Origin of the sequence: Streptococcus gwangjuense, assembly GCF_003627155.1 — a bacterium.
GTDB lineage: Bacteria > Bacillota > Bacilli > Lactobacillales > Streptococcaceae > Streptococcus > Streptococcus gwangjuensis.
Genome location: NZ_CP032621.1, coordinates 574,670 through 591,911, shown reverse-complemented (window position 1 = coordinate 591,911; position 17,242 = coordinate 574,670). Strand labels below are relative to the sequence as shown.

The following is a 17,242-nucleotide window of genomic DNA, read 5'->3' as shown; positions in this document are numbered from 1 at the left end:
ATCTTTCTTTAGTCTTCCTCTACCTTCACTTTATCAGCCAAAAATTCAAATCCTTCTGGAATCAGGCTTTCTTCTGCTTCTTTTTCAGTTTGAGAAGATTTGGCTTTGGCTGAAAAGGCTGCACGAACTTCTTTCCATTCCTCCATGGAAATGGCTAAAATCTCAGGTGAAAAACCTGCTGCCTGACTGAGGATGTTGCCAAACATGGTGTTGAGATTGTCTCGTTTCATGGTTTGACCAGCATTGAAGTTAGACTCAAAAGCAAGAATGGCGTGATGTTCATTGGCCGCAACCGGTTGAGAGCCAACTAGCAGAGCCTTGTCTGGCCCACCAAGACTTTCAATTACCTCTCCCCAGGCATTTTGTAAACGAATCAAATTTTGACGTGCTAAATCAGGATTTTCAACGGCCTCTTGTAAGATCGATTGAACTTTATTGCGATCCACACAATAGACGGTCTTACCCGCTGCTGGTCGGCTAGGTACTGGACTGGTTGGCTTGGGTATAGTTCCTACATTTGCGAGTTCTTGTTTGAGACGCGTCACTTCTTGTCTCAGCGCAGAAATTTCATCTTCAACCGCCCCTGGAAGAGCTGGTTCGGGCTTAATCTCCGCCAAACGGATGGTCATCATCTCAGCATAAATCTTAGGCTGCAAGCTAGACTTAATATCAGCTAAACTCACTGTCGCCAAGCGAATCATTTCAAACAGATTTTGCTGAGGAAGTGCCAAATTCTCAACAAAGACTGGACTATGATGCGTGTTTTCACCACCTGTTTGAACAATTAACAAATCTCTTAAATAGTGCAAAAGGTCGGTCACAAAACGAGTCATGCTCTTACCATTGTCAAAGAGAAGATTTAAGCAAGACAAAGCCTTGGGAACATCCTGTTGAGACAAGGCAGCCACATAATCATCCAAGGCTGATAGACTAATGGTACCTGTAATCTCTTCAGAGATGGCAGTCGTCAACTCATTTCCCTGTGTCAAACTCAGGGCTTGATCCAAAATAGACAAGGCATCTCGCATTCCACCTTCAGCACGTCTGGCAATGATTTCCACAGCCTCTGGTTCAGAACTGATATTTTCTTTTTCTAAGATATAGCGGATATGTTCCTTAATATCCTGTGTCTTAATCGATTTAAACTCGAAACGTTGCACACGGGATAGAATCGTCGCAGGTATCTTGTGCAATTCAGTAGTAGCCAAAATAAAGACCACATTCTGTGTTGGTTCTTCCAGCGTCTTTAGGAGGGCATTAAAAGCCCCTGTAGACAGCATGTGAACCTCATCTATGATATAAACCTTATAACGAGCAAGGCTAGGCGCATAGGTAGATTTATCACGAATTTCACGGATTTCATCCACCCCGTTATTAGAGGCCGCATCCATTTCGATAACATCTTCTAAACTACCATCTGTCACTGCCTGACAAATATAGCAGTTATTGCAAGGTTCACCACCCACTTGATTTGGACAGTTCATAGCTTTGGCAAAAATCTTGGCTACACTGGTTTTTCCCGTTCCACGTGGACCAGAAAAAAGATAGGCATGACTTATTTTCTCTTGTTCTACTGCTTGTTTAAGAGTCTTAGCCACAACTTCTTGACCAACCAACTGGGAGAAGTTTTGACTTCTATATTTTCGATAAAGTGCTTGATACATTAGGCTTTCTCCCCAAACATTGTAAAGTCCCATTCTGTTTTTTCAAGCAAAATAGCGACAAATTGTTCCAAATAATCTCGATCCATAGCATCATAATCATCAATCTCTGAAGAATCCAGATCCAGAACTCCAAGTAATTGACCATTCTTTACCATCGGCACAACAATTTCACTTTTAGCTCGACTATCACAAGAAATATAGTTGGGATAAGTCCTTACATCACCAACCAGAACAGTTTCCTGAAAATGAGCTGCCTCCCCACAAACACCTTTTCCCAGTGCAATACGGATGCAGGAAACACCTCCTTGGAAGGGACCTAAAATCAATTCCTCTCCATCGAACAGATAAAAGCCTGCAAATACGGTATTAGGAAAGCGTGATTTTAAAAGAGCACTGGCGTTGGAAAGATTAGCCAAAACATTTGTTTCACCTTCCAATAAAAAAGAGAGCTCTTCATTTAGCATTTGATAACGTGATTGTTTTTCTGATTCTAACATAGAACTATTATATCAAAAAAGGCTTACAGACAAAAGAAAAATCCCTTGTTTAGAAAACAAAGGATTTTGTGAATTTTCAATTTGATTAAAGTTCGATATCACCGAACAAGTCAGCCATTGAGAATCCTGTTTGTGTTTCTGGAAGTTCGAAATCACGTTTTTCTTGACGTTTTGGACGACGTGGACGAGCAGCACGTTTCTCTTCTTTTTGTCCTTCTTCTTGAGCTGGACGTTCTTCAAGAGCTTTGATAGAAAGTGATACGCGCTCTGCATCTGCATTAACTTCAAGAACTTTAACTTGAACTTCTTGACCAACTTTAAGAGCTTCTTTTGGATTTTCAATACGTTTGTGTGAAATTTGTGATACGTGAACAAGTCCATCGATACCTGGCAATACTTCAACAAATGCACCGAAGTCAGTCAAACGTTTAACTGTTCCTTCAACTACATCACCTTTAGCCAATTTTTGCTCAACGCCATCCCATGGTCCAGGTGTTGTTGCTTTAAGTGAAAGTGATACGCGTCCTTCTTCTTCGTTAAGATCAAGGATTTTCACTTCAATTTCTTCACCAACAGTTACAACTGATTTTGGTGATACGTTACGTTCGTGTGACAATTCAGTCAAGTGAACCAATCCGTCAACACCACCAAGGTCGATGAAAGCACCAAAGCTTGTGATACGAGCAACTTTACCAGTTACAACATCACCAACAGCCAATTTACCGAATACTTCAGCACGAGCTGCTGCTGTAGCTGCTTCAACAACTTCACGACGTGAAAGGATGAAGCGGTTTTCTTTAGCGTCAACTTCTTTGATTTTAGCGTCAAATTCTTGACCTACAAAACGCTCAGTGTTACGTACGAAACGAGTATCCAACATTGAAGCTGGGATAAATCCACGAACACCTTCAAATTCTACTGAAAGTCCACCTTTAACGGCACGAGTTCCTTTAACAGTAACAACTTCTTCTTCGCGACCAACAAGTTTGTCCCATGCTTTGCGAGCTTCAAGGCGTTTTTTAGATACAAGGTATGTAACTGTATCAGTATCTTTACCAACTACTTGACGAAGTACAAGAACATCCAATACTTCTCCTACTTTAACAAAGTCATTGATATCTGCATCGCGATCGTTTGTCAATTCGCGAAGAGTCAAGACACCTTCAACACCAGTTCCAGAGATTGCAACGTTAGCTTGAGTCGCATCAACTGTCAATACTTCAGCACTAACAACATCACCAGTCTCAACTTGGCTAACGCTATTTAGCAAATCTTCAAATTCGTTCATCTAAAAAATCCTCCAACAATCAAGTTTTTCTTAAACTTGACATACTTATAATTTTTTTCCTAAGCACCCGCAAGGACATGTTCATATCGTTCACGTCTTTCAATTATAAAAATAAAATACCCTAAGATATTTTGCTTTTTATCTTGATTATTACCTAAGAACTGGGGTAGCTGGATTCGAACCAACGCATGAGGGAGTCAAAGTCCCTTGCCTTACCGCTTGGCTATACCCCATTGATGGAATGGAGAGAGAGGGATTCGAACCCCCGAACCCGAAGGAGCGGATTTACAGTCCGCCGCGTTTAGCCTCTTCGCTATCTCTCCTACAATCAACATGGACTATTATATCATGAAAATTTCAAAAAAACAAGACTTATTTTGCTAAATTATAATTTTCAATCAAAATTTCCACAGCTTTTTCCAATTTTTTATAAAAACTATCGACATTCCCATTCTTTATAATGGCAAATTGTCCATCTAATTCGGCAATTTCTCCGATAACTTTTTTACCAATGGTCAATGTATAACCTTCAAAACTGTCTTTTCCTACCTTAACTTTGGCATCTGCTACTTGAATTTCGATTTTTTTATCTTTCTTACTCATTTCATACCTCTCTTCACTTTTTCTATTTTACAAGAAAATCCTAAAACTAGCAAGAAAAAACTCTATATCATTCCATGTCTGATATAGAGTTTTCTGCTTTATTTAATGTGTTTTTCTAGTTCTTTTTGGTACTTACCATTTGATTCCAATTTTTCTTTTTGCCATTTTTTCAGTGCTTCTTCATATTCTTTTGTCGTAACGATATCTTTTTGTAATTTCATTCCTTTAAAGATATATGGGTCACCCTTAATACCAACTTGTGAGTATGGTTTTGAGAATGGCACGACATTACTTACAACTGGTGAACCACCAGATGAGGCTGTTGGCATCAATAATGAACTATCTGTCAACCAAGCTTGAGCCTTGGCATATTTTTCATAGCGCTCTTCAAGATTAGTAGTTTCTGAATCGGCATCATCCAATAATTTCTTATACTGGTCCAAACCAAGTTTCGCTACAACATCCTTATCTTTCCCTTTAGTAATACCAAGGTGTTTCATAGCAGAACCTGATTTAGGATCCATGATATTCAAGTAAGATGCTGGGTCTTGATAACTTGGAGCCCATCCTGTACTGTTCAAATCATAGTCTTTTTGAGAAGGAACACGTGCTTGTGAAGTGATTGTTTCCTTTTCATTATCTGTCATTTGAAGAACGTCGATGACAACATTTTCAGCACCAAGAGTTGATTCAATAGACTGTTTGAAAGAGTTGCTTTGTTGAACGGCGATGGTATCTGTTTGTTCAACTGGGACATCCAAATGAATTGGGAAGGTTACCCCTTTAGATTCCAAGTCTTTCTTAGCTTTTTCGAACGCAGCTTTAGCCTTGTCAGGGTTGTAGATAGAATCCTTACCGTCAACTAGCTCAACACCTTTCCATTGGTCACCATAGTTCACCAACTCTGCTTGAGCGATTTGACCAAAGTTTTTACCACCTGCTTGTACAAAGTTGTCAGGAACAAGGCTGTTACGAATAATCTTATCCGCACCGTCTTCGCCATTTAGCTGGGCAGCATAAGAATGACGGTTGAAGGCAAAGTTGATAGCCTGACGGAAGTCCTTATTAAGCATAGCTTCTTTTGTAGAAGTCTTTTGTTCTTCACTTGTTTTCGCAGTTTTATTATATGACTGACGATTTACGTTAAAGGTGAAGTAATAACTACTTGAGTCCTGTGGACTATAAGTGATTTTATCTCCGTATTGTTCCAAAGTTGAAGCAAAGTTTGAGCTACTTGGGAAGAGACGGGCTGTCGTATAGGCACCTGAAGAGAAACTACGAATCAACGATTCCTGATCAGAACCATCGTAGTAAGTCAATTTAATCTTCTCGATTTTTACCTTTTCTTTATCCCAATAATTTGGATTTTTCTCGTATTCAATCAACGATTTGGAAGTCAAGGTCTTCAAGATATAAGGACCATTATAGAGAATTCCCGCTGGAGTAACTGCTCCATAATCTTTACCTGATGCCTTCAAAAATTCTTCATTTACAGGTAACATCGTTGCTGTGGTGACTTTAGAGTTCCAGAAGCTTTCTGGTTTGTTTAGGGTATATTCAACTGTGTAATCGTCCAAGGCCTTGACACCAACTGTAGAGAAATCATTGGTCTCACCAGTCATGTAGGCATCCAAGCCCTTGATTGAATTTTGGATGAGAGAGACACCGTCTGACTTACCGTCAGCTACGTGTTTTAGTCCTGTCACAAAGTCATGGGCTGTTACTTCTGCGTATTCTTCACCTTCTGAAGTGTACCATTTAACTCCTTTACGAAGTTTATAGGTATAAGTCAAACCATCTTTTGACACAGACCAATCTTCAGCCAAGGAAGGAATAACATTTCCGTATTGGTCGTTTTCCATCAAACCATCAACCACGTTCCCGATGACATCTGTTGTAGATGTACGAGTCGCTATACTATAGTCCAAAGATGCTGGATCTACTGCATAGACATATGAAAATGTTGTCGGTGCATCTGCTTCTTTATCAGCTTTTCCACAAGCCACTAATAGAGCTGTTGTACTCAGGACCACTCCTGCTGTTAAGAGCCACTTTTTCGATTTCATAAAAAATCTCCTTTAGTTAATTTTAATCTACTTTTACAATCCAACCTTCTGGCGCTTCAATATCGCCAAACTGAATTCCTGTCAATTCATCATAGAGTTTACGAGTCACAGGACCTACTTCTGTTTCACTATAGAAAACATGGAAATCATCACCGTGCTGAATTCCACCAATTGGAGAAATAACCGCTGCTGTACCACAGGCACCTGCCTCTACAAAACGGTCAAGGTTGTCAATCGGGACATCACCCTCAATAGGAGTTAAGCCCAAGCGATGTTCTGCCAAATAAAGCAAAGAATACTTGGTAATAGATGGCAAGATAGATGGACTCAATGGTGTTACAAACTCATTGTCAGCTGTAATTCCAAAGAAGTTAGCTGATCCGACTTCTTCAATCTTTGTATGAGTTGATGGATCTAGATAGATAACATCTGAGAAATGACGTGACTTGGCCAATTTCCCTGGTAAGAGACTGGCAGCATAGTTCCCACCAACCTTAGCTGCACCTGTACCATTTGGAGCGGCACGATCGTATTCATCCTGAATCAAGAAGTTGGTTGGAACCAAACCACCTTTAAAGTAATTACCAACTGGCATGGCAAAGATAGTGAAAATGTACTCTTCTGCTGGTTTTACTCCGATAATATCTCCTACTCCAATCAAAAGAGGACGAAGATAAAGGGTTCCACCTGTTCCGTATGGAGGTACATATTCTTCATTGGCACGAACAACTTCCTTACAAGCTTCTACAAACATTTCTGTCGGAACTTGTGGCATCAAGAGACGATCACAAGTACGTTGCAGACGTTTAGCATTTTCATCAGGACGGAAAAGTTGAATACTGCCATCCTTAGTACGATAAGCTTTTAAACCTTCGAATGCTTGTTGTCCATAGTGAAGACTTGGAGAAGACTCTGAAATATGCAAGGTTGCATCTTCTGTCAACTCTCCTTGATTCCATTGTCCATTTTTAAAATGAGCAATATAGCGATAAGGTAATTTCATATAGGAAAAACCGAGATTTTCCCAATCAATCGTTACTGTCATATTCCACTCCTTATTCTAAAAACCTATTTCTTTTATTCTACACTATTTTTCTAAAATAGCAAGTATATTTTGTAATTTTCAGAAAATTTCTTCAATAAAAAGAACCAGCTCTGAGAACTGATTCTTCATTTCACTTATTTGGCTTCTGTAAATACTTCTTTAAGATAAGCGTCAAAAACTTCTTCATCTGAAATGGTATCTGAAATAAAGCTTCCATTGCTAGTACGTTCTGACAGGTTCAAGTCTTGTAGTCGACTTTCATAGATTGTACCTTTGTTGGATTGGACAAGCAGAGTTTGGTCGTTCTCTTCCACTTCTGTACTAAAGAGGTCACCAACGAAGCCTTGTTCTGCAACCGCTCCTGCCAAGAAGACACGATGCGGTTTGTTTTTCAACTCACGCAAGACTTGTAACCCACGTTTGGCACGGCTGGTTGCCGGAATTTCGTCAATAGAAACACGTTTCAAACTTCCACGCTGAGTCAAGAGGTAGAAGGATGAGGTATTACAGATAAAGGCCGATTGGAGGACATCATCTTCTTTCAGGTTCATAGCCTTGACACCTGCAGCCTTGGCACCAACAACTGGAACCTCTTCGATATTGAAACGCAGAGCATAACCGTTTTGGCTAATCAAAAGAACATCATCTAGTTTAATCGGAGCCACTGCTACAATCTGGTCTGTCTCGTCTTTTAGCTTAGCATACTTGACAGACTTAGACTTGTAGGTCCGCCATGGGGTGAATTCTTTTCGTTCTACACGCTTGATTTGACCGAGACGAGTCGCCGCAAAATAAGTTGTCGCATCATCAAACTGATCCACGACTTCCACATAAAGGATTTCTTCGTTGGTTTCAAAGTTTGTGATAGTCTGGCTCAGATGCTCTCCGATGTCCTTCCAACGAATATCTGCCAATTCATGGATTGGTCTGTAGATGACATTTCCAAGACTGGTAAACATCAAGAGGTGTTGGGTTGTCTTGGCAGCTTGCACAAAAATCAAACGATCGTCGTCACGTTTGCCAATTTCTTCCAGCGTTGAAGCCGCAAAGGAACGTGGACTAGTACGCTTGATGTAACCTGCCTTGGTCACGCTGACGTAGGTATCTTCCTCGGCGATCAGACTAGCTGTATCAATCTCGATTACTTTTGCTGTATCTTCCAAAGTACTCAAACGTGGTGTCGCAAATTTCTTCTTGACCTCACGAAGCTCTTTCTTCATGAGATTGTACATAGTCCGTTCATCACCGATAATCGCCGCAAGCATGGCAATCTTTTCACGAAGTTCAGCTTCTTCTTCCTGCAAGACAACCACGTCTGTATTGGTCAAACGGTAAAGTTGCAAGGTAACGATGGCCTCAGCCTGCTCTTCTGTAAAATCATAGCTGACCTTGAGGTTTTCCTTGGCGTCAGCCTTATTCTCAGAAGCACGAATAAGAGCAATGACTTCGTCCAAAATCGAAATTACATGAATCAAACCTTCGACGATATGGAGACGCTTCTCAGCCTTTTCCTTGTCAAAGCGGGAACGAGCCAAAATCACTTCACGACGATGGGCAATGTAGCTAGATAAAATTGGGACAATCCCAACCTGACGAGGGGTGAAATTGTCAATCGCCACCATATTAAAGTTGTAATTGATTTGCAAGTCAGTATATTTGAAGAGATAGTTGAGAACAAGCTCAGAATTGGCGTCTTTCTTGAGTTCAATCGCGATACGAAGACCGTCACGGTCAGACTCATCACGAACCTCAGCAATTCCTGCCACCTTGTTATTGACACGAACATCATCGATTTTCTTGACCAGATTGGCCTTATTGATTTCATAAGGAATCTCAGTGATAACGATTTGTTCCTTGCCACCTTTTAGCTTTTCAATCTCAGTCTTGGAACGAACAACCACGCGCCCTTTCCCAGTTTCATAGGCCTTCTTGATTTCATCACGACCCTGGATAATCCCTCCAGTCGGGAAGTCTGGTCCAGGCAAGAATTCCATGAGTTTTTCAACTTTGGCCGTTGGATGGTCAATCATGTAAACCGCGGCATCAATGACCTCAGCCAAATTATGGGGAGGAATATCTGTGGCATATCCAGCCGAAATCCCAGTCGAACCATTGACTAAAAGATTTGGAAAGGCTGCTGGCAAAACAGTTGGTTCTTTCTCGGTATCGTCAAAGTTCCAAGCAAAGGGAACTGTCTTTTTCTCGATATCCTGAAGAAGATAACCAGCAATCTCAGACAAACGAGCCTCGGTATAACGCATAGCCGCAGGCGGATCTCCGTCCATAGAACCGTTATTACCATGCATTTCAACTAGAATCTCACGATTTTTCCAGTCTTGCGACATACGAACCATAGCATCATAGATAGAACTATCACCATGTGGGTGAAAATTCCCCATGATGTTCCCGACAGACTTGGCCGACTTGCGGTAGCTCTTGTCAAAGGTGTTGCCATCCTTATTCATAGAATAAAGAATGCGGCGCTGAACCGGCTTCAAGCCATCACGAATATCTGGCAAAGCCCGGTCTTGAATGATGTACTTGGAGTAGCGACCAAAGCGCTCTCCCATGATGTCCTCTAGGGACATGTTTTGAATGTTGGACATAATAATTCTCTTTTTAGTGTTTTATTGTAAAGTAAATCTATAATTTATAAATTTAACTGTTTCTTTGTAGGTAGTGAGAAAAGAAGAGCAATCCTACTAATCCTAGGATGAATAAAAGATTAATTTTAATAACAAATAAGCTAAATAGGGTATTAATTAGGCCGTGAAAAATGGCGCAAAAAAGGACCGACTTAGTCTTTTTGAAAATAGCTGCTAGAAGAATACTGAGATAAATTGCAAATAGACTGAATAATATAAAAGGTATCCCACTTTGGGAACTTCCAATCACAAACCATAACGGTACATGCCATATTGCCCAAATACAACCTGTTATCAAACCGGAAATCCAAAAGGAGAATCTAGTTTCCAAAGTTGGTTGCAAGATGCCTCGCCATCCCAATTCTTCTTCGCCACCATAAACACAGACTGCACTCAAAAAAACAACAAACAAATTTCCTAGTGGAAAAGCTGGATTAAGTTCCTTAGAGGAGAAAGCGATGACACCTGTCTGCACGAAAATTAGTAAAAGAAATAACAAAATATGTTTCTTTGAGTCCCCTAAGATAAAAGAGACTATGCTTTTAATGGATTTTTGAGGCAAACAAGAAATGGCTGCAATGGTTGGACCGAAACCTCCTAGTAAATGGAGAAAAACTCCTAGTGGACTTGTTAGACTTAAGAGGCTCATTTGCGTCAGAAAAGCGAGCAATCCCCAACCAAATCCCCAAGAAATGAGAAAACTCATCAGTAAAAATTTTGTTATCTTATTATTTTGTAAATGTTTCATTTGTTTCGAGTCTCTCCTCAGCATACTTAATCATCTTCTCAGCCACTTCCTTCTCATAGTCAAATCCCATTTTTTGAGCAAGGAACTCAGCCTCTCGGTGGAAAAGTTCCATCGTAGCAAACAAAGACTGAGTGATTTTGTCTAAACTGGAGAAATCAACTAGACTTGAGAATTCTTTCTCTTTCGTATTAGGTAAATAGTTAAAAAGATACTTATTATTCTTGCCGACGTCTACTTTTTCCTCATCAGCTGCAACTTGCCAAGCTAAGACTTTTAATAACTCTTGTTGACAAATGCCGTAGAGATGGTCAGTCGCATAGATGAGCTGATTACGACAAATGCCCTTGACTACATAGGCGGAAACCCACCAAAATTCATTGCAGGAATTTTTAAAATCTGTCTCAGTAGCTGGATGTATCCAGAAACGCTCTGGGCTGGGAAAATATGACTCAAACAAGCCCTTCTCATCTGCTAAAACTATGAATCCTGCCTCACTATCCACCCACTCTTTAATGTGTTCTTTAGGGCAAAGAGTCAAATCGATACGATTGCCATCTTCAAAAAGCATGAGGTATAGACGACGTTGACCAAGACCAACTTCTTGCTCGATAATGCGTTTGCCAAACTTGTCCAACCAAGATAAATCTGTAATCAGCTCGTCCAGATTCTCTACAACATAGACTACGTCATAGTCTTGAAATTCGTCTTTTGGAGCTTGTGAATTTGTCCGCGAACCGGACATGGCGACAGCATCGACTTGTAGCACTTTTGCAGTTTGCAAAATTAAATCTAGCATTTCGGGTTCAGTTCTCATAGGAATACCTACCTTTTTAGTGAAAACTCTCGATTCTGTAGAGGGTATGTCTATAAAGCGGACTATCAGCTGGAATTTTTTCGTTATCAAATTCTTTGAAAAATCCTATGACTAGTTTTTTCATGACTTTGACAGCCATCTTTGTTTTTATTTCTTCTTTTTAAACAGATTATTAATAATAAGAAAAACTACTAACAAAACAGCTAATACATTTGTTTGATGTTTAATTTCCTTCAACCCTAGCCAGCCTTGATCACTTGCAAAATTAACCCCTACAATTACATATAAGAAAATCAAATACATGCTAAATATATTAGTCAATAGCCATCCTCCAATTTTCTTGCAGCATGATTCATCTGCCGAGCCAAATGAATCGGGATTAGGCGTATCAAGTTTTACATATTTATCCAAATAATCTTGAGTAGAAAATTTATTTATCTTATCTTCACCATTTTTATTAATTTTAACATCTAGTTCAAGTTTCATTTCATGCACTTCCCATCATCTTTTTATTGATTTTTTCAATCAGATCGTATTCTTCATCGTCATTCTCTAAGGTCCTACTTATTGCCTTTGCTTTATCATACGTTTCACGAATAAATTCTGGTTGTTTTGAAGCTTTGTAATGAATCTTCAAGAATTTCAACGAAGATACCATAGAAGCATTGTATTCCCAATGGTTCTTCAACAGACACCTGATAAATACTCTAATGATTACCTGTTCTTGATACAAAAGACTTGTTTCATGATGTTCAAAATACTTTAACGAAATATAATCACAATAGTAAATCATGATATTAGATATCCAAGTAAAAGTGTATTCTTGGACTTCCTTAGTTGGTTCATAGCGTAGAGCTGTCCTTAACACCTGAACTTCTTTAAGCGTAATTTCTTTAGCAGAAGCTGCATCAAAAAGCTTTGAGCGCCAGCCTGAAATGCTATCTAAAGAACTTCTATAATTGGTATATAAGGTAAAGATTGACACAATTGCACCTAACAGAGCCGCAAATAATCCAATCACTAATTCATTCATCTTTATATCCTATATTCACTTTCTAAGATTTATTTTGACTGGCATAAATTAAACAGAACAACCTACTTTGCTTCTTCTGGTTGTGTTGGGGTAATTCTTTTGCTTGGTTTGCGTTTTTTATAGCGACTACGGATAGCGTTGAGATGGTCACGGAGATCGGCATACTGCTTCTTATCTGGATAAGCATATGCGTTGATTGCAGTAAAGTCCACAAGGAAGTCATAGATTTCTTGCAGTTTAGCACGAACTTCCTTATTTTGACTAGGTGCCTTTCCTTTTTGCTCAGCCAGGCGCTCCTTATAGGCTTTTTCAAACTGAGCCTACGCCTTTATTAAGGTTTCTACATGAGTTTTCAAATGCAGGGTTGAAAGGGCAGTTTGGTAGTCCGTATCTTTTAGCTCCTTGAGTAAATGGTTAATAGCTTCTGTCTCCTTTTCGCAGCTTATACTCGTTAGCCCAGCATAATTTTTGAAAAGTTTGCTGAGTTTGTCGTAAACTTCCTTGCTACCTGCCTCTTTGACACGAGAGAAGGCCTTGACCAAACTGGTCAAGGTAGAAAGCGCATCATCACGCTCACGATCAGACGCTTCCAGACTAACCACCATTTGACTGGCCTTGGAACGGTGCAAACCAGCTTGCAAGGTCTCAAGAAGTTTTTCTATATCTCCAAGCTTCGTTGCGTAAACCTGCTCAGACTTATTGGCTTTTGTAAAAGCCCCTAACTCGTCCTTGCTCTCAGATAGAAGTTAGAAGAATTCGTTGTTTTCTAAATTGAGTACAGTTAAACTCGTGATTCCATATTCTTTTTTCATAAAACTCCTCTTTCAATGATGTATTTTTAATTTTTTGCCCTAAAATAATTCAGAACATATCTAAATATTCGTATTATACTCCAATAAATCAACACACACATGTGTGTGTTGATTTATTCCCCCAGACAAGATACTCCTCAGGTGTGATTTCTTGTTTTAGGAATAAGGAAATGATTTCTTGTGGGAGATTATATTAATCCATTTCTCCAATGCCAAATAACTGCATTAATTCCTTTGATATTTTTCTAGCAACACTTTCGCTAGATCCCCTATCAGAAGAAAAAATTTCTAATAGTTTTTTGGAGTTCTGTTCTTTATTCTTTTCAAATATATCAAAATAATTTCTAGCACCTTTTATATCTTTTAACAATAGTTTTTCTAAAAAATACATCATTGCACTGTAACCAACCGCCTTTTTTATTAACAATCCTTCTCCATTCCAAATTTCGTGGTATACAATTTCAAATGCACCAAAAAGATTTATTATATCTTTAGCAACTTCTGCTGGTTGATTTTTTTTGAATGAATTTCTAAACACCTTTTTCTCATTTCTGAGTAAAACATTTGAATCATATTTTTCAATTGTTAAATTGTCCTTTGTACTATTTGAAGTAACAAACTGAGAGATTTTTTTCGCAACAGTCCCCTGTGATATAAATTGATCCTTTCTCTCTTTCTTACCTAACATCTTAATCTTTCCTTTAAATGGAGAAACATCATTCTCGTTAAGAAGTTTTACTACCCGAGCTGTAAAAGATTCTACAGTATAAATATCAGATCTCTCACTATAAATAATTCCAAAAAGTTGGCTAATGGTTGAACTATCCACCTGTCTTTGATTTGCGTTAATTGCTACAAATATTTCAGCCGCAGTAGCTTGATCAGCATCCTGGTATATGATTAAAGGAAGTTCAAAATCTTTATCTCTTTCCTTTTCCATATACCTTTTAATTCCTTCAAGTCTATGCTGTCCATCAATAACAGTAAATGGTTTAGCTGAATCAAAATCAGAGTCAAAGCTAATTTTCAACTCGTTTTCTTGATCATCAATAAAATCAGAATTCAAGGATACAATAATCGGTGTTGGAAAGATTGCATCTTTCCTATAACAAAAATCTTTAATTGCATTAGCTCTAGCATCATTTAAATATCTTTGAATACCATTTTCAAAGTCAGATAATCTCTTAACTTCTGAAATTTTTAAGATATCAGAAGCTCTTCCAGTAGTAAGTATGAAATTATACACCCCATCACCTTGATTTACTTCCATTCCTTTAGGGAAGTTAACCGTATCTCTCATCTATTCTCCTCTCTCCTTTCTCGTAATAAATCAAAATCATTGTCTATTTCCAAATCTCGGAAATCTTTCTTTTCACTTGCATTTCTCTGTTCTTCAGCTTTTTGTACTAATTCTTCAATATTACTGCCATCATCTTCTCTCATTGATCCTTCAGAATATCCATATAGAAGTTGAATCAGAATAAATAATACTACTTCAATAACAAGTCCGAAGCAATTTAATAGTGAATTACTTCTAATTTGTCCATAGTAGAAAGCAGATAAAAGCATTAGAACGAAAGAAGAGATAATAATCGAGAGATTGGAATAAAATGTTAACAGTTGAATACCATGCTCAATATTGTCTTGAGATTTTTTTGAAAGCAACCCTCTAAATCGGGTCCTATAAGATAGCACAATATTTGATGCTATACTTATTATTGTACTAAATAGTATGCCTTGTTGGAGCTTCTCTACAATACTGCTACCCCAGTTACTCCATTCGAAAGTTGGAGAAGTTACAGGGATTGTAAAAAGTATAATTGGAATCACAGCTGTTAGTAACACATTTAAACGTACTTTTCCCCAATCAATATTTTTAAAAAAACTTTTTATTTTATTTTTTAAAGATATTTTTATTTTATGTATTTTGTTATTTTTCATCTCAAAACACCATCTCTCCACTCTCCTCCAGCGTAAACTTGACATTGTCTTCAATCCACTTACGTCGTGGTTCGACCTTGTCTCCCATGAGGACATTAACACGACGTTCAGCGCGTGCTAAATCTTCAATCGTAACACGGATGAGGGTGCGGGTTTCTGGATTCATGGTTGTTTCCCAGAGTTGGTCCGCGTTCATCTCACCAAGACCTTTATATCGTTGGAGTGTTGCGCCTTTGCCGAACTGCTTGCGGAGTTCTTCTAGTTCACCGTCTGTCCAAGCATAGGCCACTTCTTCTTTCTTGCCTTTTCCTTTGGACATCTTGTAAAGAGGAGGAAGAGCGATATAGACATGGCCTGCCTCAACTAGTGGACGCATATAGCGGTAAAAAAATGTCAAGAGTAAAGTCTGAATGTGGGCACCGTCGGTGTCCGCATCAGTCATGATAATGATCTTGTCATAGTTGGCATCTTCAAGGGAGAAGTCTGCTCCAACACCCGCACCAATAGTATAAATCATGGTATTGATTTCTTCATTTTTGAGGATATCCGCCATCTTGGCTTTAGCTGTATTGATAACCTTACCACGAAGAGGCAAGATTGCCTGGAACTTGCGGTCACGGCCTTGTTTGGCAGAACCTCCGGCAGAATCCCCCTCGACTAGATAGAGTTCATTCTTAGCTGGATTCTTAGACTGGGCTGGAGTCAATTTCCCAGACAACAAGCCCTTATCTTTTTTATTTTTCTTACCATTCCGGCTCTCATCACGCGCCTTGCGAGCCGCTTCACGAGCATCACGAGCCTTGATAGCCTTACGGATGAGGTTAGAAGCAAGCTCCCCATTTTCCATGAGGAAGAAGGTCAACTTATCCGCCACAATTCCATCCACAACCGGGCGAGCTAGTGGACTTCCTAGTTTGTCCTTGGTCTGTCCCTCAAACTGGAGGTGTTCTTCCGGAACCAAGATAGAAAGAACGGCCGCTAGCCCCTCACGATAGTCTGACCCTTCAAGGTTTTTATCTTTTTCCTTGAGAAGACCTGTCTTACGCGCGTAGTCGTTCATAACCTTGGTAATGGCAGACTTAAGTCCCGTTTCATGCGTTCCACCATCCTTGGTACGAACGTTATTGACAAAGGATAGAATGTTATCTGAAAATCCATCATTATACTGGAGGGCTACTTCCACTTGGAAACCATTTTCTTCACCTTCAAAGTAAAGAACTGGTGTCAAGGTTTCCTTGTCTTCGTTGAGGTAAGAAACAAAGTCCTGCACCCCGTTCTCATAGTGGAATTCAATCGCTTCATCTGTTCGTTTGTCCGTCAGAGATAAGGTCACATTTTTTAAGAGAAAAGCTGATTCATTGAGGCGCTCTGAAATGGTATTGTACTTGAAGTCTGTCGTAGAAAAGATAGTCGAATCAGGCATAAACGTAACCTTGGTACCTGTCTTAGACTTGGGCGCTGTACCGATTTTCTTCAAAGTCGTAACAGGTTTGCCACCATTTTCAAAACGTTGCTTATAGATTGCCCCATCACGAGTGATTTCAACTTCTAGCCAGCTAGAAAGGGCGTTAACTACGGAAGAGCCAACCCCGTGGAGACCACCTGATGTCTTGTAGCCTCCTTGACCAAATTTTCCTCCGGCGTGAAGAATGGTAAAGATAACCTCAACTGTTGGAATTCCCATAGCGTGCATACCTGTCGGCATCCCACGTCCATGGTCTTGTACAGTCAAACTCCCATCTTTATTGATGGTCACATCAATACGATCACCAAATCCAGACAAGGCCTCATCGACAGCATTATCGACGATTTCCCAGACTAGGTGGTGGAGACCAGCTCCATCGGTCGATCCGATATACATCCCTGGACGTTTTCGGACCGCATCCAACCCTTCTAGCACCTGAATGGCATCATCATTATAATTATTAATATTGATTTCCTTTTTTGACACAAGGAACCTCCTATTCGTTCATCTTTACTATTCTACAGGTTTTCTAAGGATTTTGCAAAATTTTTCTTTCTCCGCTGTGACAATTTCAGAAGAGATTCTCTGCCTTTCTTCTCCATTTCATGATATAATAGTAGT

The 17,242-nt window shown here is 39.4% G+C and carries 14 protein-coding genes, 2 tRNA genes and 1 pseudogene; all 17 read right to left on the bottom strand.

Going from position 1 to position 17,242, the window contains the following annotated elements; genetic code table 11:
• Positions 1 to 8: 8 nt before the first annotated feature.
• A complete protein-coding gene (dnaX, locus tag D7D53_RS02900; protein ID WP_120770069.1) occupies positions 9 to 1,664 on the bottom strand; it encodes a DNA polymerase III subunit gamma/tau in 1,656 nt (551 codons plus the stop codon).
• The gene (locus tag D7D53_RS02895) at positions 1,664 to 2,161 is read right to left on the bottom strand and encodes a GAF domain-containing protein (protein WP_120770068.1); all 498 of its coding nucleotides are present in this window, start codon (positions 2,159 to 2,161) and stop codon (positions 1,664 to 1,666) included. Before D7D53_RS02895 ends, dnaX begins: the two co-directional genes overlap by 1 nt.
• A gap of 85 nt (positions 2,162 to 2,246) precedes the next feature.
• Positions 2,247 to 3,449, bottom strand: a complete 1,203-nt coding sequence (gene rpsA, locus D7D53_RS02890; RefSeq protein ID WP_001001631.1) for a 30S ribosomal protein S1 — start codon at positions 3,447 to 3,449, stop codon at positions 2,247 to 2,249.
• Between the two features lie 161 nt (positions 3,450 to 3,610).
• Positions 3,611 to 3,682: transfer RNA gene (locus D7D53_RS02885), tRNA-Gln, on the bottom strand.
• A 9-nt stretch (positions 3,683 to 3,691) separates the two neighbouring features.
• Positions 3,692 to 3,772 (bottom strand) — tRNA-Tyr (locus D7D53_RS02880).
• A 49-nt stretch (positions 3,773 to 3,821) separates the two neighbouring features.
• Positions 3,822 to 4,052, bottom strand: coding sequence for a DUF2969 domain-containing protein (locus D7D53_RS02875; RefSeq protein WP_000037110.1), 231 nt, complete (start codon positions 4,050 to 4,052; stop codon positions 3,822 to 3,824).
• Between the two features lie 98 nt (positions 4,053 to 4,150).
• The gene (locus D7D53_RS02870) at positions 4,151 to 6,118 is read right to left on the bottom strand and encodes a peptide ABC transporter substrate-binding protein (RefSeq protein WP_000837408.1); all 1,968 of its coding nucleotides are present in this window, start codon (positions 6,116 to 6,118) and stop codon (positions 4,151 to 4,153) included.
• A gap of 22 nt (positions 6,119 to 6,140) precedes the next feature.
• The gene (locus D7D53_RS02865; protein ID WP_120770067.1) at positions 6,141 to 7,163 is read right to left on the bottom strand and encodes a branched-chain amino acid aminotransferase; all 1,023 of its coding nucleotides are present in this window, start codon (positions 7,161 to 7,163) and stop codon (positions 6,141 to 6,143) included.
• Positions 7,164 to 7,297: 134 nt separating this feature from the next.
• Positions 7,298 to 9,769 carry a DNA topoisomerase IV subunit A gene (parC, locus tag D7D53_RS02860; RefSeq protein ID WP_120770066.1) on the bottom strand — a complete coding sequence of 824 codons (2,472 nt, stop codon included), beginning with the start codon at positions 9,767 to 9,769 and terminating at the stop codon, positions 7,298 to 7,300.
• A gap of 52 nt (positions 9,770 to 9,821) precedes the next feature.
• A complete protein-coding gene (locus tag D7D53_RS02855; RefSeq protein WP_120770065.1) occupies positions 9,822 to 10,556 on the bottom strand; it encodes a CPBP family intramembrane glutamic endopeptidase in 735 nt (244 codons plus the stop codon).
• The gene (locus D7D53_RS02850; RefSeq protein WP_120770064.1) at positions 10,537 to 11,370 is read right to left on the bottom strand and encodes an aminoglycoside 6-adenylyltransferase; all 834 of its coding nucleotides are present in this window, start codon (positions 11,368 to 11,370) and stop codon (positions 10,537 to 10,539) included. The genes D7D53_RS02855 and D7D53_RS02850 overlap by 20 nt, the downstream gene beginning before the upstream one ends.
• 147 nt (positions 11,371 to 11,517) lie before the next feature.
• On the bottom strand, positions 11,518 to 11,856 hold the full coding sequence (locus D7D53_RS02845; protein WP_120770063.1) for a hypothetical protein: 339 nt from the start codon (positions 11,854 to 11,856) through the stop codon (positions 11,518 to 11,520).
• 1 nt (position 11,857) lies between these two features.
• Entirely contained in the window at positions 11,858 to 12,403 is a 546-nt protein-coding gene (locus D7D53_RS02840) for a hypothetical protein (protein ID WP_120770062.1), read from the bottom strand.
• 62 nt (positions 12,404 to 12,465) lie between these two features.
• Positions 12,466 to 13,215 (bottom strand): annotated as a pseudogene (locus D7D53_RS10160) (DUF6261 family protein).
• A 193-nt stretch (positions 13,216 to 13,408) separates the two neighbouring features.
• On the bottom strand, positions 13,409 to 14,515 hold the full coding sequence (locus tag D7D53_RS02825) for a DGQHR domain-containing protein (protein WP_120770059.1): 1,107 nt from the start codon (positions 14,513 to 14,515) through the stop codon (positions 13,409 to 13,411).
• Positions 14,512 to 15,156 carry a hypothetical protein gene (locus tag D7D53_RS02820; RefSeq protein WP_120770058.1) on the bottom strand — a complete coding sequence of 215 codons (645 nt, stop codon included), beginning with the start codon at positions 15,154 to 15,156 and terminating at the stop codon, positions 14,512 to 14,514. Before D7D53_RS02820 ends, D7D53_RS02825 begins: the two co-directional genes overlap by 4 nt.
• A 1-nt stretch (position 15,157) precedes the next feature.
• Positions 15,158 to 17,107 (bottom strand): DNA topoisomerase IV subunit B, encoded by a 1,950-nt coding sequence (parE, locus tag D7D53_RS02815; RefSeq protein WP_120770057.1) that lies wholly within the window; start codon positions 17,105 to 17,107, stop codon positions 15,158 to 15,160.
• Positions 17,108 to 17,242: the final 135 nt, after the last annotated feature.